We start from the raw sequence: 22,126 nt of genomic DNA, 5'->3' as shown, positions 1-22,126 counted from the left end.
TCAAAATTAGTTCGAATTGCTGAATTGCAGGTAAACCACTAGAATTTCCAATATTCTTATCCAGCAGGCAGACCCCAAAGAAGCCCCATGAGCCTTTCCAAGTGGACCGCTGAACACGGCAATCTTCTGAAAAGCCTGCGAGAAAAAGCTGGGCTGGATATAGCCACGCTAGCGCGCAAAAACATGGTGTCTCCCCTTCAAGTAGCGCAACTTGAAGACGGTGGCGAATCTGCGTTCTATAGCGCAGACATCAAATTTGCAGCCGGCAAAAAACTGCTTCAGGCTTTGGGACACAGATTGCCGGAACAGGTGCAAACCCTCTCAGAAGCACCCATCAAGGTGCCGAATGAAGTCAAGCCAACGCAAAGCTTGCCTCGCAATTCTTTTTCAATCACACCACAAAAAATTTTTTGGCATTTGCTGTTCTTGCTGATTGCATTGGGTTTACTGGGGCTGTATGTCGAAAAATCCAAAAAACAAGCGGATGTAGCGTCAGCGAACTTACCCACACCGACCGTCACAACGACTGCTGCAGCGCCATCAGAAAATACAAGTACGCCGCCTGAAGCCCCTGTAACGCCCACCAATGCGGCAGAACCGGTAGCGGCACCACTGCCTCCGACACCCACCGCGCAAGCAACAACACCGCCAACTCAAAAACAAAATTCGACTTGCAACTGGAATGCCATCCCGGTGGAAATTCAACCCACTTCACCTCGAAAATCGGCCGATTACGTGCACATGCAGGCTATCAACAATGGGGTCATTTGCATTAAAGATGGCGAGCAGCGTGTCGCCACATTGGAATTGCAAGCAGGCGATGAGCGCAGCATTTATGGCCCAGCGCCTTTCAGCGTTTACAGCGCCAATCTTTCTCAAATCAAGCTTTACTTCCAAGGTCAGTTGGTCAAACTGCCTAGCGAAGAGACGCAACACTTAAAGCTGACGGCAGCCACGCCTTAAGCCGCTGCCAGAAGATTCACATCGCCCTGAACAAATAGGCTGCGCTTCGACTGACAGCCAATTTTTCTGGGTAGCCTTTGACGGACACTTCTTGTCGACCCCGCTCATCGCGCTGAACACTGGCAATGGCTTTGACATTGACCAAAGTGCTGCGGTGAATTTGCCAAAAAATTTGCGGGTCTAAACTTTCGACCAACTCTTTGATGGGCTTGCGAATTAAAAACTCTTGCTTCAAAGTTTGAACGCGGGTGTATTTTTCATCACTCACACAAAACAGCACATCTTCGACGGGCACCATCTGAATGTTTTGGCCCACAGAGGCTTGAAGCCACGAAAGGTAATTGGGAGATTGGCCCGATATTTTGGCGGAAAGGGCATGAAGCCATTGCTGAACAGAAGGCGTTGTCACTTGATCGGCAATGAAATGATCGCTTTTCAATTGCGCCCTATCGCGCTGTATCAAACGCGTTGTCAAACGTGCCACCGTTGCTCGCAATCTTTCGGTCTCTGCGGGTTTCAAGACATAGTCCACCACGCCTTGCTCAAACGCCTCAATGGCGTATTGGTCGTACGCAGTGATAAAGACCATCTCAGGCAGTAAAGCTTCGTCACCCAAGTCGAGTTGGGCAATTTCTTTGGCGGCTTCAACACCCGTCAAACCCGGCATTCGAATGTCTAAAAAAATAACATCGGGCTGATGGTCCTTGACAGCTTGAACCGCCTCTAAGCCATTTTTGGCTTCGGCCACAATAACCAAATCAGGCCACACCTGCTGCAGTCTGGCGCGGAGTTGATCGCGCATGAGGCGCTCATCATCCGCAATGACTGCGCGGGGTGGTTTGCTTGGCAATGAGGTCATGGTCGCTGACGTTAAGCTGCTTAAGAAGCGAAAACAGCATCGGTGGGCGCCACTTTGTAGGGCACAGAAATTTGCGCCAAGGTGCCTGAACCTTCAAACGGCTCTAGCGCGCGAATGCTGAAACTGGCTTGCTCGCCATAGATAAGCGCCAATCTGTCTTTGATGTTGGCCAGGCCAAAGCCGGTCGACTTTTCTTTGTCGCCAACCGAATCTGCTGGGTAATAACCCACACCAGAATCTTTGACTGTGACCAGCAATTTGCCATGCGCCACTTCTGCACGCAACACCAATTTGCCGCCGTCAGCCTTGGGTTCTAAGCCGTGCTTGAAGGCATTTTCAACCAAGCTCAACACCATCATGCTGGGCATTTCGGCCGACTTCAGACCTTCTGGAATGTCCCACACAATATCCAACCGATCTTCCATGCGCATTTTTTGAATGTCCAAGTAGGGCCGAATGATGGCGAGTTCTTGACCCAAATAAGCGACTGTGTTGGCGGTGGTCTCACGCATGGCAGGCAAGGTGGCACGCAGCAAAGCAATCAAGCTTTTTTGCATGAGACTGGCGCGAGCAGGATCGGTTTCAATCAAGTGATCAATGGAGGCCAAGGTGTTGAACAAAAAATGGGGCTCCACTTGCGCTTGCATCGCAGCCATGCGTGCCTCGACCAATTTGCGCTTGAGTTGCTCGGCTTCAGCCAAGTAGGTGGCCGCAGTGGCTTTTTCCTCGGCTTGAATTTGCTGCTTGAAACTGGCCTTGATCACAATCGAAGTCAGCACAATCAAAAATGCCAGTTGCGGAAGATCAACCATACCGCCAGCCAGGAGCAGAACAAATGAGATGGCAAAAAACAGCTTCCAGCTGATGCTCACCAACCATTTGGCATAGTTGTAAGTGACGCCTTTGAATTCACGCCACAAGGCGGCAAATGTAGAAGGAGGGGTTGAATTGGGAGTGGTCATAAGGCCTCGCTGTTTGGAATGGGCCTAATGTAGAAAACTGCCTGAGCCATTGCACGCGGTTTGCGACGAATGGTTAAAAGTTGGTTATGAATTGCACTCATGCAAGATGAGCGGTAGGCCCATGCACGGCGCCTTCACGCACCGTTGCGCTTGCCCTTGGTAAGGTCCACACCTAACTGCTTGAGTTTGCGATAGAGGTGTGTTCGCTCAAGGCCTGTTTTGTCGGCCACACGGGTCATGGAGCCACCCTCATTGGTCAGGTGAAACTCAAAGTAAGCTTTTTCGAAAGCGTCGCGGGCATCGCGCAAGGGCAAATCGAGGTCAAATGTTTGGGACACCTGAGGCGAGGTATCGGTATGGGCCGCAACGCTGGGTTGGACGGCAGAAGAAGCGCTTGGTGCAGATTGAGCGGCTTGATAAGCAGCAGCGGCCTGCCGTACTTGCTCGCGGGCCAAACCTTGCTCCACTGTTTTGAGCAGTTTTTGCAGGGTAATGGGTTTTTCGAGGAAGGCCTGCGCGCCAATGCGAATGGCATCGACTGCCGTATCGATGGTGGCATGGCCACTCATCATGATGACGGGCATATTGAGCAGGCCACCGGTAGACCATTCTTTGAGCAAGGTAACGCCATCGGTATCTGGCATCCAAATGTCCAACAACACCAAGTCGGGGCGCATGCGCTGACGGGCCTCGCGTGCTTGCGCAGCGTTTTCGGCCAGCTCTACCGTATGTCCTTCGTCGTTTAGGATTTCCGAGAGCAAATCGCGAATTCCTAACTCGTCATCCACCACCAAAATATTTGCCATGTTGCGCTTGCTTGCCTCTAATTTGCTTCTTGATTGCAGCTTCTTTGGAACTTATTTTTCTCACAAGAAGCTGACACTGATCTTAGCTTTGCGCCAACTTCTCGACACTGAATGATAACGACACTTGGGCCCCTTTGACCACACCTTCTTCAACCAGATTGGCAATGTCCAAACGGGCGCCATGCTCATCGGCTATTTTCTTGACCACGGCCAAGCCCAAACCAGTCCCTTTGGCCTTGGTGGTGACGTAGGGTTCAAAGGCCCTTTGCAGAATATTGGGTGAAAAACCATGACCCTCGTCGGCGACAGTCAATTTGACGCGTTTGCGGGCAGGACTCCAGCGGGTGGTGAGGGTCACCTTGGAATTCAATTCGCTAGCATCTTGGGCATTTTGAATCAGATTGTGGACCACTTGGCGCAGTTGTTGTGCGTCACCCTCTATCAGGGGCAGTGTGGGGTCTAGGTCGATCACCACCTGTGCACGCGTGGCTGTTTCGGAAGGCTCCTGGGCATAAAGAACCATGACGTCTTGAATGAGGCCATTCAGATCCAAAGGATCGAGCTCGGCCGAAGGCAGTCGGGCGTAGTCTCTAAATTCATTGACCAGTCGCTTCATGGCGGCCACCTGATCGACAATGGTTTTGACCGATTTGGACAACACCGTTTGATCGGACTCTTCCAATTTGCCGTCGAGTTTGCGCTCCAGTCTTTCTGCTGAAAGTTGAATCGGTGTCAACGGATTCTTAATTTCATGGGCCAATCTGCGGGCCACTTCACCCCAAGCTTGCGAGCGCTGGGCAGACACAATTTCTGAAATGTCGTCAAAAACCAAGAGCCTCATACCGTCAGGCAAAATGGCGCCGCGGGCCACCAAGGTCACGGAAGTGGCCTCTAAGCCCTGACCCGATGCATGGATTTCAAAAGACTTTTGCCAGTGGTCCAATTCGTGTCGGTCTTTGTCAGCGCTCAACAATTCAAATTGCTCCTGAACACCTGCAGCAAAATTTTGCAAATTGGGCAAATTGATGAAGGGGGCTTTTTCGTGCGCCGCCAGAGGCACTTTCAAAATTCGGGTGGCGCCAGGGTTTGAAGACTGAATGATGCCCCTTGCGTTTAAAACGATCACGCCCGCGGTGAGGTTGTCCAAAATGGTTTGCAGATTGCCGCGTGCCGCATCCAATTGGTTCAAGGAGCGCTCAACAGTACTCCTGGCATCCGACAACTGCTGGGTCATTTCGGCAAAAGAGCGTGTGAGTCCCCCCAGTTCGTCTTTGCGCTGAAGGGTGTATTTGGGCGATAAATCGCCAGCGGCCACTTGCCGCATACCCAGCGCCAACAACAACAAAGGCCGGGCCAATTGATTGCCCAAAAACATGGCAATCAACACGGCTGCCAACACCGCCATGATGAGGCTCAGGGTGAGTGTGCCGATGTACATTTTTCGAAGGCCGTCTCTGGCCAAGGCTCGTTCTTGATATTCGCGATTGGCCGATTGAACGTCCAAGGCGTTGGCCACCAACGTAGCTGGCAAATTTTGTGAAATTTGCAAAACCCAAGGATCGTCTCGAAGGTTCAAACTGTTTTGCGGCACCAGAGTGAGCACCTTGATGCGGCCATTTGAAATGCCCGCGTTTTCGTCCAATCCTTCAACAATTTCAAGGCTCAGTTTGCTTCGGACCTGCTTGAACTGCGCTGCGGTGGGGCGTTCAGGTCGGACTGCAAAGCGCGAGGACCCTGCACTGGCAATCAAGCGACCATCGAGCGCCCACAACACCGCATCGCTGGCATCCATCTGCGAGCGAACGCGGTCCAAGGCTATGGCCGCACTGGCCTCTTGCACATCCACCAATTGCTGCGAGGCGACACGCGATTGTTTGGCCAAGTCTGCCGTCAATGTGTCCAAAGTGACGCGTCCCAAGTTAAGGCCCGCCACCAAGGCACCCTCCACTTTGACGTCAAACCAGCTTTCAATGGAGCGGGAGACGAACTGGTAAGAGACCACATAAATGAGCACGCCAGGCACTACGCCAACGAGTGCAAAGATGGCCGCCAGTTTGACCAAGAGCCTGGAGCCAAACTGCCCCTGCCTTAAGCGAATGATGAGGCGCGATGCGCCCCACAGCAAACCCAGCAGCAACAAGCCGGCAACCACCATGTTGACCGCGTAGAGACGGTCGTAGTTGCGGTCGTACAAAGCTCTGTTGCCCGTGGCCTGCGTAAGCAACACCAATAAGCCCAAGCCTAAAATCAACATCAGGATGACGCCAATGCCCATCATCCAACGAACGGTCTTGGATGACTGAGAACCTGTCGCAATTCGCTCTGTCTTGTTGCGGTTCATTGGCGGAATCTTCGATGCAGCTTGCTGTCAACGACCCATGTCGGACGTAAAACGCATGGTTTTTTGAGTGGCCAAATTCCAATCCGCATTGCCACCTGCCGTCATTTGGAAGGGTCTGGCCAATTGCGAGACATCGAGTCGGAACTTGAACAAGAGTGTGTATTTGTTGTCGCTGCTGATTTCGGACAAATCGGCCACTTTCCAATTGACTGTTCGGCGAATGGCGGTGAGAGCCTCAGGCAAGGTTTCAAAACTCTGCGACAAACTACTGGCCAAACCGACTGTCCCAATGGGTTCACGCGAGACGTTCAGACGCCAGAGCCTTGTGAGAGGTTGGTAGGCCAATCGGTAATGTCGGGCCACTGCGCTAATTTTTTTGTCATACCAATACCAGCGGTCGCTTGTGATTTCAGCTTCTGTCACAAAGTAAATCGGCATGCCCTTCTGCAAGGCGTCTTCCACCACGGGACTTAATTCCAAGCGCAAACTGCTTTGCATCAACAAGGCGCCCTCAGACTTTTCTAAGCGTAACTCAATGACTTCGAGGCCTGGCGTGTTGTTAGTTTGGGCCTGAGCAGGGCCCAATAGGAGCGCAAGCAGCGGTACGCACAGGCAGAGCACACGAAGCCCAAAGCTTGTGCGCCAAACTTCATCCAATTTACATTGAACGCTTTTCCAGCAGTGCGTAATAAAAACCGTCATGTTCACCCATCCGATTGTCGCGGAGACTGGGATCAGAATTGACATTTGAGGGTGTTAAATGCCCTGGAGAGGGCAAGATCAGGGCATCAGTGTTGTGTTGAACAAACGTTTGAATTTGGCTTTCGCCTTCTGCCTTGAAGATCGAGCAGGTGCAATACAACAAGCGCCCCCCGGGTTTGACCAGTGGCCATAGCGCCTTCAACAGCTTGGCCTGAATGGCCGCCAACTGCGATACATCGGACTCGCGGCGCAACCAACGCACATCGGGATGCCTGCGGCCAATGCCTGAAGCTGTGCAGGGCGCATCCAACAAGATGCCGTCGAAGGCTTGACCGTCCCACCACGTTTCGGGCTTGCCAGCATCTGCCGCCAGCACTTCGGCTTGGACCTTCAGCCGGTCTAAGTTGTCATGAATTCGTTGGCAGCGCTGAGGATCTACCTCTAGCGCCAGCACCTGGGCTTGGGGTGCACACTCCAACAAGTGACCTGTTTTGCCGCCAGGCGCTGCACAGGCATCTAGCAAGCGCAAGCTAGGGGCGTCAATTTGAAGGCCGTTCAGCAACAAAGGCGCCGCCAATTGGGCTGCCGCATCTTGAACGGACACATGACCGTCATTGAAGCCTGGCAGTTGATTCACCGGAACCGCCTTGACCAATTGAACACCCATCTGTCCAACCGCTTTGGCTTGAATACCCAGTGCCTCCAAGGCAGTCAAATAAGTCGCAACTGATTGGTGTTGCAAATTGACGCGCAAGCTCATCGGTGCTGCGGCTTGAGCGGCTTGCAGAATGGCCTGCCAATCTTCCGGATGGTCGGCTTTTAAACGCTTGACCCACCACACAGGGTGATTCCACTGCGCAGTCAGGTCGGCTTCTGTGGTGGCCAGCAAACTCTCACGCTCACGCAAAAATCGGCGCAGGCAGGCGTTCACAAAAGGCGCTTGCGCACGCATGTCTTTGTGCCGCCTAGCAGCTTCAACAGCTTGGTTGACCAGCGTATGAACTGGGTAAGGCGATATGTCATCGTTCCAAGACAAAGACAAAGCCGTGCAAAGAAGTGCATCTGCTTGGGCAGGCGGTGCTTTGCGGGCCAAGGCTTTGCGAATTGCCACGGCGCGTCCCCACCACCGCATGGCTTGAAACGACAGCGCTTGCACGCCAGGGCGAATGTCTTTAGGAACGGCCTCGATGGCCGCCGTCATGGAGCGCCCGCCATGCACAGCCAGGGCAACTTGAGACGTTGCCTGCAACAACTGCCAAAGCGGCGCTTGTAATGGGGGTGAAGTTGCCATGCGGCGAGTACCTGATTGGCTTGATTGAAAAGGCTCAGGCCAACAGGTCGGCAATGTCCAAAGTTTGCGCAGGCACAAACTTGACTTGCTTGGCCAAGACGCTGGCAGGAAACTGGGTCACGGCTTCGTTGTATTTGAGAGCGGCTTGGTTGTAGGCATCCATGAGCGGCCAAGCTTGGGCTTTGAGCCGATCAAACTTGTACGGCAGTGGGTCAATGAACCAAGTCGACTCGCCACTTTGCCCTGCTCGAATTTCGGTCTTGGCCCATGCCGCCAAAGCCAATCTGTCTTGATTGAATTTTTGCATAGCACTGACTGACAAAGGTTGTGATCGCACCAAGTCCAAACTGTCTGAAAGCTCTTCCAAAATTTTGAGCAGATTTAAATCGCGCTCATTTTTTAGCAGTGCTTCTGGCAACGCCGCCTCTTCCATTTCACTCAGCATATCGCGCATGGACGCTGGCAAATTGCCCTGCACCCAAATGAGCACGCGCAACAGTTGGGCGTCTACCGCTGCAAACTGTTTGGCCACGCTGGCGCGCAACAGCACCAAGCGGTTGTAGGCGCCAACAGCCCAAAAGAAGAGGACCGCCAAAATGGAACAAAAAATGAGAAGTGCCATGTTGCCTTGATTGTGAATGAAAACACGCTCAAAAACAAAACGCCTCTGGCCGCGTCAACGGTTCAGAGGCGTTCTTCAAACCATCCGGCCGAAGCCGGGGGTTGATCAGGAGTTGGAATCGGCAGCGTTGGCTGCGTCTTCGGTCAACTGTTGGGCTTCGGCCAATTCAACGGCTTCGGCTTCTGTGATGGCGCGGCGTTCTGCCTCGTCCATCGCGTCTTTGGCAGCGCGAGCTTTGTGATAAGCCAAGCCCGTACCAGCAGGAATCAAACGACCCACAATGACGTTCTCTTTGAGGCCACGCAACTCGTCGCGCTTGCCCATGATGGCAGCTTCGGTGAGCACGCGGGTGGTTTCCTGGAAGGAAGCCGCAGAGATGAACGAGTCGGTCGACAAAGATGCCTTGGTAATACCCAACAACAAGTTGCTGTAGGTTGCAGGGATCTTGCCTTCGGCGCGCAGTGCGTCGTTGGTATTCAAAATCTCTGAACGCTCAACTTGTTCGCCAGCAATGTAAGTGGAGTCACCAATGTTCTCAACCACCACGCGGCGCAGCATCTGACGCACGATTACTTCAATGTGTTTGTCATTGATCTTCACGCCTTGCAAACGGTAAACGTCTTGCACTTCGTCGACGATGTAGCGAGCCAACTCTTCCATGCCGAGCAAACGCAAGATGTCTTGTGGGTCGGCAGGGCCGTCCACAATGCTCTCGCCTTTGTTGACCACCTGGCCTTCGTGGACCATGATGTTCTTCTCTTTGGGGATGAGTTCGTCCCACACTTTGCCGTCTGGATCGGTGATCTGCAAACGCACCTTGCCTTTGGTCTCTTTACCAAACGACACGGTACCGGTCATCTCGGCCAACATGCCCTTGTCTTTGGGGCTGCGTGCTTCGAACAGTTCGGCCACACGTGGCAAACCGCCGGTAATGTCGCGTGTCTTTTGACCTTCAACAGGGATACGTGCCAAGACTTCGCCTGGGCCCACATCTTGACCGTCGCGCACTTGAATGAGTGAGCCGATTTGGAAACCGATGGTCACAGAGTGGTCGGTGCCTGGAATCTTCACTTCTTTGCCAGAGGCATCGATCAACTTCACTTGAGGGCGAACCACTTTGGTGGCGCCACGGCGTTTTGGATCGATCACAACCAGAGTGGACAAGCCGGTCACTTCGTCGACTTGCTTGGCCACTGTCAAACCTTCTTCGACATTCTCGAATTTGATCTGACCCGCAAACTCAGTGATGATGGGGCGTGTCAATGGATCCCAGTTGGCCAAAATAGCGCCAGCCTTGATGGCTTGGTCAATCTTGACAGTCAGGATGGCGCCGTAAGGCACTTTGTGACGCTCGCGCTCACGACCGTGTTCGTCGTGAATGATGATTTCGCCAGAACGAGAAATGACGACCAACTCACCTTTGGTGTTGGTCACATAGCGCATAGCGGCATTGAAACCAATCAAACCATTGGACTTGGCTTCAACGCTAGAGGCAACAGAAGCACGTGAGGCCGCACCACCAATGTGGAACGTCCGCATGGTCAACTGTGTACCTGGCTCGCCGATGGACTGCGCAGCAATCACACCCACAGCTTCACCGTTGTTGATCAAGCCACCGCGGCCCAAGTCGCGACCGTAGCACTTAGCGCACAAACCAAAGCGTGTGGCGCATGTGAGGGCGGTGCGAACTTTAACTTCGTCGACGCCTTCTGCTTCGAAGATTTCGATCATGTCTTCGTCCAGCAAGGTGCCGGCAGTAGCCACCACAGCGCGAGACTCAGGGTGCAACACGTCGTCGGCCAAAGTGCGACCCAAAACGCGATCGCGCAAGGATTCAATCACTTCACCGCCTTCAACGATGGCGCGCATTTGTGAGCCGTCGGTGGTGCCGCAATCGAGCTCAGTCACGACCAAGTCTTGTGTCACGTCAACCAAACGACGTGTCAAGTAACCGGAGTTGGCTGTCTTCAAAGCCGTATCGGCCAAGCCTTTACGCGCACCGTGTGTGGAGATGAAGTACTGCAACACGTTGAGGCCTTCACGGAAGTTGGCCGTGATCGGTGTCTCAATGATGGAGCCGTCAGGCTTGGCCATCAGACCACGCATACCAGCCAGCTGACGAATCTGCGCTGCAGAACCGCGAGCGCCCGAGTCGGCCATCATGTAGATGGAGTTGAAGGACTCTTGCTCAACCACTTTGCCATGGCGGTCAGTGGTTTTCTCTTTGCGGAGTTGGTCCATCATCACCTTGGACACAGCGTCACCCGCTTTGCCCCAGATGTCAACGACCTTGTTGTAACGCTCGCCAGAAGTGACCAGACCGGACACATATTGCTGCTCGATGTCTTTGACTTCTTTCTCGGCTTCACCAATGATGGCGCCCTTTTCGGGTGGCACCAACATGTCGTCGATACCAATGGAGATGCCTGAACGTGTGGCCAAACGGAAACCGTTTTGCAGCAACTTGTCGGCAAACACCACGGTGTCTTTCAAGCCGCACTTGCGGAAAGACGTGTTGATGAGCTTGGAAATTTCTTTCTTCTTGAGTGCTTTGTTGATGTTCTCGAAAGCCAAGCCTTTGGGCAAGATTTCGGACAACAAAGCACGACCCACGGTGGTGTAAACCATGTTGGTCGAAGGCGTGAACTCTTTGGTTTCTTTGTTCAGAATCCAATCGGTAATGCGTACGCTGATCTTGGCTGTCAACTCAACTGCACCGGCATCCAATGCGCGCTGAACTTCGCCGATGTCGGAGAAGATCAAGCCTTCGCCTTTGGCGTTGATGCGTTCGCGGGTTGTGTAGTACAAGCCCAGCACCACGTCTTGTGACGGCACGATAGAAGGTTCGCCGTTGGCTGGGAACAGTACGTTGTTGGAGGCCAGCATGAGGGTGCGGGCTTCCATTTGTGCTTCCACAGACAAAGGTACGTGAACGGCCATTTGGTCACCGTCGAAGTCGGCGTTGAAGGCCGCGCAAACGAGGGGGTGCAACTGAATGGCTTTGCCTTCAATCAGCAAGGGCTCAAAAGCTTGAATGCCCAAACGGTGCAAAGTAGGCGCACGGTTCAACATCACGGGGTGCTCTTTGATCACCTCTTCCAAGATGTCCCACACCACGGGTGTACCGGCTTCAACTTCTTTCTTTGCAGCCTTGATGGTGGTCGCGATGCCCATGGCTTCGAGACGAGCAAAGATGAAAGGCTTGAACAACTCGATGGCCATCAACTTGGGCAAACCGCACTGGTGCAGTTTGAGGGTTGGACCCACGGTAATCACTGAACGACCAGAGTAGTCGACGCGCTTACCCAACAAGTTTTGACGGAAACGACCACTCTTACCTTTGATCATGTCAGCCAAAGATTTGAGGGCACGCTTGTTGGCGCCAGTCATGGCTTTACCGCGACGACCGTTGTCGAGCAGTGAGTCAACCGCTTCTTGCAACATGCGCTTTTCGTTGCGCGCAATGATCTCGGGTGCTTTCAACTCGAGCAAACGGCGCAGACGGCTATTGCGGTTAATGACACGACGGTACAAATCGTTCAGATCAGAAGTGGCAAAACGGCCACCGTCCAGTGGCACCAAAGGACGCAGGTCCGGTGGCAACACGGGCAAGACTTCGAGCACCATCCACTCGGGCTTGATGCCGGATTTCTTGAAGGCTTCGAGCACTTTCAAACGCTTGGCGTTTTTCTTGACCTTGACTTCAGAGCCAGTGAGGTCGCCGCGCAGACGTTCAATTTCAGATTCGATTTCGATGCTGTGCAGCAAGTCCTTGATACCTTCCGCGCCCATCTTGGCTTGGAATTCATCACCGTACTCTTGCACTTTGGCATCGTAGTCGTCTTCGGACATGATGCTGTATTTCTTCAAAGGTGTCATGCCGGGGTCGGTCACAACGTATGCTTCAAAGTACAACACGCGTTCGATGTCACGCAGGGTCATGTCCAATACCAAGCCCAAACGGCTAGGCAAAGATTTCAAGAACCAGATGTGTGCGCAAGGTGCTGCCAAGTCAATGTGACCCATGCGTTCGCGACGCACTTTGGTCTGTGTGACTTCAACGCCGCACTTCTCGCAGATCACGCCGCGGTGCTTCAAGCGCTTGTATTTACCGCACAAGCATTCGTAGTCTTTGATGGGGCCAAAAATCTTGGCGCAGAACAAACCATCACGCTCAGGCTTGAACGTGCGGTAGTTGATGGTTTCAGGCTTTTTAACTTCGCCGAAAGACCAAGAACGGATTTTTTCGGGAGAAGCCAATCCAATGCGGATGGCATCAAAATGCTCGTCCGGTGTGAACTGCTTGAACAGGTCCAGAAGTGATTTCATGAGACTCTTCCTTTTATTAATCTAGCAGGGGTTCAAGAACGCTCGAGTTCAATGTCGAGACCCAAGGAACGAATTTCCTTGACCAAGACGTTGAATGATTCGGGCATGCCGGCACTGATGGTGTGCTCGCCTTTGACGATGCTTTCGTACACTTTGGTACGACCTTGCACGTCGTCGGACTTGACCGTGAGCATCTCTTGCAACACATAGGAGGCACCGTAAGCTTCCAAAGCCCACACCTCCATCTCGCCGAAACGCTGGCCACCAAACTGGGCCTTGCCGCCCAAAGGCTGCTGCGTGACCAGTGAGTAAGGGCCTGTGGAACGGGCGTGCATTTTGTCGTCGACCAAGTGGTGCAACTTCAAGAAGTGCATGTAGCCGATGGTGGTGGGACGCTCGAAAGCTTCGCCAGTACGGCCATCAAACAAATGCGCTTGTGTGCGTGTAGCAGTCAAGCCTTTGCGTGCAGCCAAGTCATCGGGGTAAGCCAGTTTCAACATGGCGCGAATTTCTTCTTCGGCAGCACCGTCGAACACAGGCGTGGCAAATGGCAAACCACCTTTGAGGTTTTCTGCCATGCCCAAGACGTCTTGGTCAGACAACTGAGACAAGTCTTCTTTGCGGCCAATGCCGTTGTAGAGTTCTTCAAACAATGTGCGGAACTCGGCCACGCGAGCTTCGGCTTGCAGCATGTCACCGATGCGGTGGCCAATGCCCTTAGCAGCCCAACCCAAGTGAACTTCAAGCACCTGACCCACGTTCATACGTGAAGGAACGCCCAAGGGGTTCAACACGATGTCGGCAGGGGTACCGTCGGCCATGTAGGGCATGTCTTCCACGGGGACGATCTTGGAGACCACACCCTTGTTACCGTGACGTCCGGCCATCTTGTCACCAGGCTGCAAGCGACGCTTGACGGCCAAGTAGACCTTGACCATCTTGAGCACGCCTGCTGGCAACTCGTCGCCTTGCGTGAGTTTCTTGCGCTTCTCTTCGAAGGACAAGTCAAAGCTGTGACGAGTTTGCTCAAGTGAGTTCTTGATGGACTCGAGTTGGCTGGCAATGTCTTCGTCGGCAGGACGAATGTCAAACCAGTGGAACTTCTCGATGGACTCGAGGTAAGCCTTGTCGATCTTGGTGCCTTTGGCCAGCTTCTGTGGGCCGCCATTGGCAACTTTGCCGTTCAACAATTTTTCGATACGGTCGAAGGCGTCGGCTTCAACGATGCGCAACTGATCGTTCAAATCCAAGCGGAAACGCTTGAGCTCGTCGTCAATAATTTGTTGCGCACGCTTGTCGCGCACGATGCCTTCGCGTGTGAACACTTGAACGTCGATCACGGTGCCTTGTGAGCCCTGGTCCACGCGCAAAGATGTGTCTTTCACATCGCTGGCTTTTTCACCGAAGATGGCGCGGAGCAGCTTCTCTTCTGGTGTGAGTGTGGTTTCACCTTTAGGTGTGACCTTGCCCACCAACACATCGCCGGGTTGCACTTCTGCACCCACGTAAATGATGCCGGACTCGTCCAAGCGGCCCAATTGCTGCTCTGACAAGTTTGGAATGTCACGTGTGATTTCTTCGGCACCCAACTTGGTGTCGCGTGCCATCACCACCAACTCTTCGATGTGAATCGAGGTGTAGCGGTCTTCAGACACCACGCGCTCGGAGATCAAGATCGAGTCTTCGAAGTTGTAACCGTTCCAAGGCATGAAAGCGATCAGCATGTTTTGACCGATGGCGATTTCGCCCAAGTCAGTCGATGCGCCGTCGGCAATCACGTCACCCTTGGCCAACTTGTCACCACGCTTCACAATGGCGCGCTGGTGAATGTTGGTGTTCTGGTTAGAACGTTGGTATTTGATGAGGTTGTAAATGTCAACGCCCACTTCACCCGCTTGGGTTTCGTTGTCGTTGACACGAATCACGATACGTGTGGCATCGACGTAGTCGACCACACCACCGCGAGTGGCGGTTACCACGGTGCCAGAGTCAACCGCAGCAACGCGCTCAATACCGGTGCCTACCAGGGGCTTCTCTGGACGCAACACAGGCACGGCTTGACGTGACATGTTGGCACCCATCAACGCGCGGTTGGCGTCATCGTGCTCGAGGAACGGCACCAAAGAGGCCGCCACAGAAACGATTTGAGCAGGCGACACGTCCATGTACTGAATGCGATCGGCACCGCACAAAATGGATTCACCTTTTTCACGGGCAGACACCAGACCATCGGTCAGGCGACCTTCTTTGTCCAAGGTGGCATTGGCCTGAGCAATCACGTATTTGCCTTCTTCGATGGCAGACAAGTAATCGATGTCCATGGTGACTTTGCCATCGGCAACGCGGCGGTAAGGTGTCTCAATGAAACCGTACTCGTTCAAACGCGCATACAAGGCGAGTGAGTTGATCAAACCAATGTTTGGACCTTCAGGCGTTTCAATAGGGCACACACGACCGTAGTGAGTCACGTGCACGTCACGCACTTCAAAGCCTGCACGTTCGCGGGTCAAACCACCTGGGCCAAGGGCAGACACACGACGCTTGTGCGTGATCTCTGCCAAAGGATTGGTTTGGTCCATGAACTGTGACAACTGCGAGGCACCAAAGAACTCTTTGAGCGCCGCAGAAATGGGCTTGGAGTTGATCAGATCATGAGGCATCAGAGGCTCTTGCTCTGCTTGACCCAAACGCTCTTTCACAGCTTTTTCGATACGTGCCAAACCGGTGCGGTATTGGTTCTCGGCCAACTCGCCCACGCAACGTACGCGGCGATTGCCCAAGTGATCGATGTCATCGACTTCTCCGCGGCCATTGCGCAAATCAACCAAGATTTTGACCACGGCCAAGATGTCTTCGTTGGTCAGCACCATCGGGCCGGTGGACTCGTCGCGGCCCACACGGGCGTTGAATTTCATACGGCCAACACGTGACAAATCGTAGGTGTCGGGGTTGTAGAACAAGCGCTGGAACAAAGCCTGCACTGCGTCTTCTGTCGGTGGCTCACCAGGGCGCATCATGCGGTAGATGGCAACACGTGCAGCGAATTCGTCAACGGTTTCGTCCACACGCAATGTTTGCGAAATGTACGCACCTTGGTCGAGTTCGTTGGTGTAAATACACTGAATGTCTTGCACGCCAGCAGAGCGCAATTTTTTGAGCAAGGCTTCTGTGAGTTCTTCGTTGGCCTTGGCAATGATCTCGCCGGTGTCGGTGTCGATAATGTTGCGAGCCACCACGCGACCAATCAGGAAGTCTTCTGGCACGCTGATGTGTGTGGTGCCAGATTGTTCGAGTTCACGGGTGTGACGAACGGTAATGCGCTTGTCTTTGGCGACAACCACTTTGCCAGATTTGTCGGTGATGTCGAAACGGGCCACTTCGCCGCGCAGACGCTCGGACACAAATTCCATTTGTGCGCCACTGTCCATCAAGCGGAAGTTGTCGTTCACAAAGAAGTTGGCCAAGATCGATTCTGGGTTCAAGCCAATGGCTTTGAGCAGAATGGTGACGGGCATCTTGCGACGACGGTCAACACGGAAATACAGCAAGTCTTTCGGGTCGAATTCGTAGTCGAGCCAAGAACCGCGGTAAGGAATAATGCGCGCGCTGAACAACAATTTGCCAGAGCTGTGTGTCTTGCCCTTGTCGTGTTCAAAGAACACGCCAGGTGAACGGTGCAACTGAGACACGATCACGCGCTCGGTACCGTTAATGATGAACGAGCCTTTGTCTGTCATCAGGGGCACTTCGCCCATGTAGACTTCTTGCTCTTTGACTTCTTTCACGACCTTAGACTGTGATGTTGAAGAGTCACGATCGTAGATGATCAGCTGAACGCGAGCGCGCACAGCCGATGCAAATGTGAGGCCACGTGTTTGGCATTCGCGCACATCAAAGGCCGGCTTGGCCAAGTTGTACTCGAGAAATTTCATCTCGACAAAACCGTTGTGTGACACGATGGGGAAAGCTGATTCAAATGCAGCTTGCAGGCCTTCGTGGGCACGTTTGTTAGAGGCTACGCCTGCTTGCAAAAATGACGTGTAAGCGTCTTTTTGCATTTGCAGCAGGTAAGGAACTTCGAGCACGCTTTCGCGGCTTCCGAAACTTTTGCGAATGCGTTTGCGTTCGGTAAATGAATAGGCCATGAGATCTCCGGGGCTTGATCTTTCGGCGACTGTGTGTTTTGTGAATTAGATTCACAAAACGGGCTTGGCCGCTGGCCTCTACCAGCGTTGGCGGACGGCTGCGCATTGCACGCAGCCCGAACCAAGGCGTCTCTGCAGTCGGGTCAGAGAACACTCAAAAAAGGGCTTTGAAGCTATTTTTTGGCTGTGCTCTGTAAGCACCAAAGGCTGGAGGCCCTTGTGGGACCTTCCAGCCTTGGACAAAAGTCGAATTACTTGAGTTCGACTTTGGCGCCGGCTTCTTCCAGCTTTTTCTTAGCCGCTTCAGCGTCAGCTTTAGAAGCGCCTTCTTTGACTGCTTTAGGTGCGCCGTCAACCATGTCTTTGGCTTCTTTCAAGCCCAAGCCAGTGATTTCGCGAACAGCTTTAATGACGGACACTTTGTTAGCGCCGGCTTCAACCAAAACTACGTTGAATTCTGTTTGCTCTTCAGCAGCAGCAGCGCCACCACCGCCACCACCAGCAGCAGGTGCTGCCATGGCTGCGGCGCTCACGCCAAATTTCTCTTCGATGGCTTTTACCAATTCGTTGAGTTCCAAGACCGTCATGCTGTCAAGCGCGGTCAAAAATGCGTCTTTATCAAATGCCATTTTTATTTCCTAACAATTTTTTAAAAAAAGGACTGCGCTATTAAGCGGCAGCCGTTTCGCCTTTTTTGGCCGCCAAGGCACCCAACACCACTGCGGTGCGGGACATGGGGGACATCAATAAGCCGCACAACTGAGCCAACAACACATCTTTGGATGGGATGTTTGACAGTTGCTTAACGCCGTTGGCATCCAAGACTTTGCCTGAGATGGCACCACCGCGAATGACCAACTTGTCGTTGGTTTTCGCGAAGTCAGCGACTACTTTTGCAGCAGCCACAGCATCTACAGAGAAGCCATAGATCAGCGGACCGGTCATCTGATCAGCGACAACTTCAAACGAGGTTCCGGCAACAGCACGGCGGGCCAAGGTGTTTTTCAACACACTCAGGCTCACACCTTTGCTACGTGCATCAGAACGCAGTTTGGTCATGTCAGTGACCGTGATGCCGCGGTATTCCGCAATCACCAGCGTTTGAGCTTTAGCGGCGAGGCTGGTCACTTCTGAAATGACCGCTTCTTTCTCACTGCGATTAAGACTCAAGGTCTACTCCTTTTGAATGAGCTTTTGAGCAATATTGCTCTAGAGCTCGCCTAATTTCAGCGATCAACTGTTCAGGATTTTGTCCATCTGCAGCGGGATCGCCATCTGCGTTGGCTTTCACGATTAAGTGCATTGCTGCACGCCAACGGTCTTGGATGGCCTGAACTTGGTCCGAAGATTTGGGTTCAGCCCACCACACTGAGCGAAGTGCTAGGTTGCCCTGGCACTCCCCTCGGTTTTTTTCACGATCAAGCCGCGATGGATTGTGTGTCGACGCGAACGCCCACACCCATTGTGGAAGACACAGCGACTTTGCGCAGGTAAACACCTTTGCTGGTAGCTGGCTTGGATTTGTTCAATGCATCGATCAATGCTGCCAAGTTGCCTTGCAACTTTTCAACATCAAATGAACGCAAGCCAATCGCGCCGTGCACGATACCGGCTTTGTCAACGCGGAACTGAACTTGACCAGCTTTTGCGTTTTTAACGGCAGTGGCCACGTCGGCAGTCACGGTGCCAACTTTGGGGTTAGGCATCAGGCCACGTGGGCCCAAGATTTGACCCAAAGTACCCACAACGCGCATGGCGTCAGGGGCAGCAATGACCACGTCGAAAGGCATGTCACCGGCTTTGACTTGTGCAGCTAAATCGTCCATGCCCACGACGTCTGCACCAGCAGCACGGGCTTCATCAGCCTTGGCGCCTTGGGCAAACACAGCCACGCGTTTTGTTTTACCAGTGCCGTTTGGCAAGACCACGGCGCCACGCACCACTTGGTCAGATTTCTTGGCATCAATACCGAGTTGAACCGCAACGTCGATGGACTCATCGAACTTGGCAGTTGCGCACTCTTTGACCAAAGCCAAAGCATCGGCTACAGCGTACAACTTGTTGGCGTCAACTTTACCAACCAGTGCTTTTTGTTTTTTAGTCAGCTTGGACATTTACACGCCCTCCACATTCACGCCCATTGAGCGAGCAGAACCCGCGATGATGCGGACAGCAGCGTCCAAATCAGCAGCGTTCAAGTCTTTCATTTTTGTCTTTGCAATTTCTTCGAGCTGAGCACGAGAAATTTTGCCAACTTTGTCGGCGTGTGGACGAGCAGAACCCTTGTCCAACTTGATGGCTTTCTTGATCAAGGTCGTCGCTGGAGGCGTCTTGATGATGAAAGTGAAGCTCTTGTCGGCAAAAGCAGTGATCACCACTGGCAATGGCAGACCTGGCTCAACACCTTGGGTCTGGGCGTTGAACGCCTTGCAGAATTCCATGATGTTCAAACCACGTTGACCCAAAGCTGGGCCGATAGGGGGTGATGGGTTGGCCTTGCCAGCTGGTACTTGCAGCTTAACGAAACCGACGATTTTTTTCGCCATGTTTAACTCCTAGTGGGTGCAAACGCTTGATGGTTTAGGTCAAGCTCCCCAAATTAACGACTCTTTCTTCTTTCAATAAACACGCTGAGTCGGGTAGCGCATTTACGATTTGTTGGGGTCAGAGCAAATTTACTTCGTAAATCTTGATCTGACCCGCAATCTTTAGAGGCAAGTCTTTAAAAAACTTAGGTTTTTTCGACTTGGCCAAATTCGAGTTCAACAGGTGTGGCACGACCGAAGATCGTAACGGACACACGCATTTTGTTTTTCTCGTAATTGACTTCTTCGACCGTGCCGTTGAAGTCCGTGAACGGGCCTTCTTTGACGCGCACATACTCGCCCACTTCAAACTCCACTTTGTGGCGGGGTTTGTCGGTGCCTTCTTGCATTTGATTGACGATCTTGCGAACGTCTTCTTCTGAAATAGGGGCAGGACGGTTTTTGGCACCACCCACAAAGCCAGTAACTTTGTTGGTGTGCTTGACCAAGTGCCATGTCTCGTCGTCCATGACCATCTCGACCAGGACGTAGCCTGGGAAAAACTTGCGCTCGGTGGTGCGCTTTTGACCGTTTTTCATCTCAATCACTTCTTCAGTGGGAACCAGAATACGGCCAAATTTGCTCTGCATCTCGGCGCGTTGAATGCGCTCAATGATGTTGCGCTCAACCGCCTTTTCCATGCCTGAATAGGCATGAACCACATACCACTTGAGGTCTGGGTTGGTGGATTCGCCTGCTTTTGGCGCGTTGTCTACAGCATCAGTCATTATTTTTTCCACCCCAAGATCAGATCGTAAAAAACCCACTCGAGCGTTTTGTCAGTGAGCCACAAGAACAGCGCCATGACCACCACAAATACAAAGACGTAAGCTGTGATTTGCATGGCTTCTTTGCGCTCTGGCCACACTACTTTTTTAACTTCACGAACGGCATCCTGGCCAAACGCGATAAATTGCTTGCCCGTTTCTGAGAGCAAAAAGACCACCACAGCAGCAGCCAAGCCAGCAATCAATGCACCCCACTGGGCCAAAGCGCCTTGCTTGGAAAGTACATAGAAAGCCGCCAACGATGCCACCACCAAAGCAATGGCAAGGCCAAGCTTCAGCTTGTCAGCAGTGGAACCTACGGTTTGAACTTCAGAAGTTGCCATGTTGGCTTACAGACCTTTTTAAGCTCTTTCGAGCTCACTAAAAATTAGTTGTCTTTTAGACACCGAAGCCCGCCAGGTGATGGCGGGCTTGTTTTGCTCACCTTTTCAGGTGGCAGGGGCAGTAGGAATCGAACCTACAACCTTCGGTTTTGGAGACCGACGCTCTGCCAATTGAGCTATACCCCTTCAGCGTTTTTAAAGACGCAAATTAGGCAAGGATCTTGGCAACAACGCCAGCGCCCACAGTGCGGCCGCCTTCGCGGATCGCAAAACGCAGACCTTCTTCCATGGCGATCGGGTTGATCAACTTCACAGTGATCGACACGTTGTCACCAGGCATCACCATCTCTTTGCCTTCTGGCAATTCGATCGCGCCTGTCACGTCAGTCGTACGGAAGTAGAACTGAGGACGGTAGTTGTTGAAGAAAGGCGTGTGACGGCCACCTTCGTCTTTAGACAAGACATAGATCTCGCCTGTGAAGTGGGTGTGGGGCTTGATAGAACCTGGCTTGCACAGCACTTGGCCGCGCTGCACGTCTTCGCGCTTGGTGCCGCGCAGCAAAATACCCACGTTGTCGCCAGCTTGACCTTGGTCCAGCAATTTGCGGAACATCTCAACGCCTGTACAGGTGGTCTTCTGTGTGTCAGCAATACCAACGATCTCGATCTCTTCGCCAACCTTGATGATGCCGCGCTCGATACGGCCAGTCACCACTGTGCCGCGACCAGAGATGGAGAACACGTCTTCCACTGGCATCAAGAAAGCACCGTCCACTGCGCGGTCAGGCGTAGGGATGTAAGAGTCCAAAGCWGCTGCCAACTTCATGATGGCTTCTTCGCCCAAAGGACCCTTGTCGCCTTCCAAAGCCAGCTTGGCTGAACCTTGAACGATCGGTGTGTCGTCGCCTGGGAAGTCGTACTTAGACAACAACTCGCGAACTTCCATTTCCACCAACTCGAGCAACTCGGCGTCGTCCACCATGTCGCACTTGTTCAAGAAAACGATGATGTAAGGCACGCCCACTTGGCGAGCCAACAAGATGTGCTCACGTGTCTGGGGCATTGGGCCGTCAGCAGCAGAGCACACCAAAATAGCGCCGTCCATCTGAGCAGCGCCCGTAATCATGTTCTTCACATAGTCGGCGTGGCCTGGGCAGTCAACGTGTGCGTAGTGACGGTTTTCTGTCTCGTACTCAACGTGGGCTGTGTTGATGGTAATGCCGCGGGCCTTCTCTTCAGGGGCTGCGTCAATTTGGTCGTACGCTTTAGCAGCGCCGCCAAACTTGGCTGCCAACACAGTGGTGATAGCAGCTGTCAATGTTGTTTTGCCGTGGTCAACGTGACCAATGGTGCCAACGTTTACGTGCGGTTTTGTCCGCTCAAATTTCTCTTTTGCCATTTCAATTCTCC

Annotated in this window: 17 protein-coding genes and 1 tRNA gene; 1 reads left to right on the top strand and 17 read right to left on the bottom strand. The window is 52.9% G+C overall.

Annotation, left to right across the window (positions count from 1 at the left end):
• Positions 1-87 precede the first annotated feature (87 nt).
• Positions 88-963: a helix-turn-helix domain-containing protein gene (locus AMM03_RS07570; protein ID WP_090130047.1), complete on the top strand. Its 876-nt coding sequence runs from the start codon at positions 88-90 to the stop codon at positions 961-963.
• 16 nt (positions 964-979) lie between these two features.
• Here the strand turns inward: AMM03_RS07570 and AMM03_RS07565 are convergent, their stop codons facing one another.
• From AMM03_RS07565 to tuf, 17 genes are all read right to left on the bottom strand, one after another.
• Positions 980-1,822, bottom strand: coding sequence for a LytR/AlgR family response regulator transcription factor (locus tag AMM03_RS07565; RefSeq protein WP_090130045.1), 843 nt, complete (start codon positions 1,820-1,822; stop codon positions 980-982).
• Positions 1,823-1,842: 20 nt separating this feature from the next.
• Positions 1,843-2,784 carry a sensor histidine kinase gene (locus tag AMM03_RS07560; RefSeq protein ID WP_090130043.1) on the bottom strand — a complete coding sequence of 314 codons (942 nt, stop codon included), beginning with the start codon at positions 2,782-2,784 and terminating at the stop codon, positions 1,843-1,845.
• Positions 2,785-2,918: 134 nt separating this feature from the next.
• Positions 2,919-3,590, bottom strand: coding sequence for a response regulator (locus tag AMM03_RS07555; protein WP_090130041.1), 672 nt, complete (start codon positions 3,588-3,590; stop codon positions 2,919-2,921).
• 82 nt (positions 3,591-3,672) lie between these two features.
• Complete coding sequence (locus tag AMM03_RS07550; RefSeq protein WP_090130039.1) at positions 3,673-5,931, bottom strand: sensor histidine kinase; 2,259 nt, start codon at positions 5,929-5,931, stop codon at positions 3,673-3,675.
• A gap of 27 nt (positions 5,932-5,958) precedes the next feature.
• Positions 5,959-6,633 carry a DUF4390 domain-containing protein gene (locus tag AMM03_RS07545; protein WP_090130037.1) on the bottom strand — a complete coding sequence of 225 codons (675 nt, stop codon included), beginning with the start codon at positions 6,631-6,633 and terminating at the stop codon, positions 5,959-5,961.
• Positions 6,590-7,924 carry a 16S rRNA (cytosine(967)-C(5))-methyltransferase RsmB gene (rsmB, locus tag AMM03_RS07540; protein ID WP_090130035.1) on the bottom strand — a complete coding sequence of 445 codons (1,335 nt, stop codon included), beginning with the start codon at positions 7,922-7,924 and terminating at the stop codon, positions 6,590-6,592. The genes AMM03_RS07545 and rsmB overlap by 44 nt, the downstream gene beginning before the upstream one ends.
• 34 nt (positions 7,925-7,958) lie before the next feature.
• Entirely contained in the window at positions 7,959-8,546 is a 588-nt protein-coding gene (locus tag AMM03_RS07535; protein ID WP_090130033.1) for a LemA family protein, read from the bottom strand.
• A gap of 105 nt (positions 8,547-8,651) precedes the next feature.
• Positions 8,652-12,875, bottom strand: a complete 4,224-nt coding sequence (rpoC, locus tag AMM03_RS07530; protein ID WP_090130031.1) for a DNA-directed RNA polymerase subunit beta' — start codon at positions 12,873-12,875, stop codon at positions 8,652-8,654.
• A 32-nt stretch (positions 12,876-12,907) separates the two neighbouring features.
• Entirely contained in the window at positions 12,908-17,020 is a 4,113-nt protein-coding gene (rpoB, locus tag AMM03_RS07525; protein WP_090130029.1) for a DNA-directed RNA polymerase subunit beta, read from the bottom strand.
• A gap of 251 nt (positions 17,021-17,271) precedes the next feature.
• On the bottom strand, positions 17,272-17,649 hold the full coding sequence (gene rplL / locus AMM03_RS07520) for a 50S ribosomal protein L7/L12 (RefSeq protein WP_090130027.1): 378 nt from the start codon (positions 17,647-17,649) through the stop codon (positions 17,272-17,274).
• Between the two features lie 40 nt (positions 17,650-17,689).
• Positions 17,690-18,190, bottom strand: a complete 501-nt coding sequence (rplJ, locus tag AMM03_RS07515) for a 50S ribosomal protein L10 (RefSeq protein ID WP_090130025.1) — start codon at positions 18,188-18,190, stop codon at positions 17,690-17,692.
• Positions 18,191-18,438: 248 nt separating this feature from the next.
• The gene (gene rplA / locus AMM03_RS07510) at positions 18,439-19,134 is read right to left on the bottom strand and encodes a 50S ribosomal protein L1 (RefSeq protein ID WP_090130023.1); all 696 of its coding nucleotides are present in this window, start codon (positions 19,132-19,134) and stop codon (positions 18,439-18,441) included.
• Entirely contained in the window at positions 19,135-19,566 is a 432-nt protein-coding gene (gene rplK, locus AMM03_RS07505; RefSeq protein ID WP_055359602.1) for a 50S ribosomal protein L11, read from the bottom strand. It lies immediately after the preceding gene.
• Between the two features lie 185 nt (positions 19,567-19,751).
• Positions 19,752-20,333: a transcription termination/antitermination protein NusG gene (gene nusG, locus AMM03_RS07500; RefSeq protein WP_090130020.1), complete on the bottom strand. Its 582-nt coding sequence runs from the start codon at positions 20,331-20,333 to the stop codon at positions 19,752-19,754.
• Positions 20,333-20,716 (bottom strand): preprotein translocase subunit SecE, encoded by a 384-nt coding sequence (secE, locus tag AMM03_RS07495; protein ID WP_090130018.1) that lies wholly within the window; start codon positions 20,714-20,716, stop codon positions 20,333-20,335. Before secE ends, nusG begins: the two co-directional genes overlap by 1 nt.
• A gap of 110 nt (positions 20,717-20,826) precedes the next feature.
• Positions 20,827-20,902, bottom strand: a tRNA-Trp gene (locus AMM03_RS07490).
• A gap of 22 nt (positions 20,903-20,924) precedes the next feature.
• Positions 20,925-22,115, bottom strand: coding sequence for an elongation factor Tu (gene tuf / locus AMM03_RS07485; protein WP_090130016.1), 1,191 nt, complete (start codon positions 22,113-22,115; stop codon positions 20,925-20,927).
• Positions 22,116-22,126: the final 11 nt, after the last annotated feature.

Source organism: Limnohabitans sp. Rim11 (genome assembly GCF_001269365.1).
Lineage (GTDB): Bacteria > Pseudomonadota > Gammaproteobacteria > Burkholderiales > Burkholderiaceae_C > Limnohabitans_A.
Note: the sequence above shows the minus strand (reverse complement) of the source record. Positions and strands in the feature narration are given on the sequence as shown.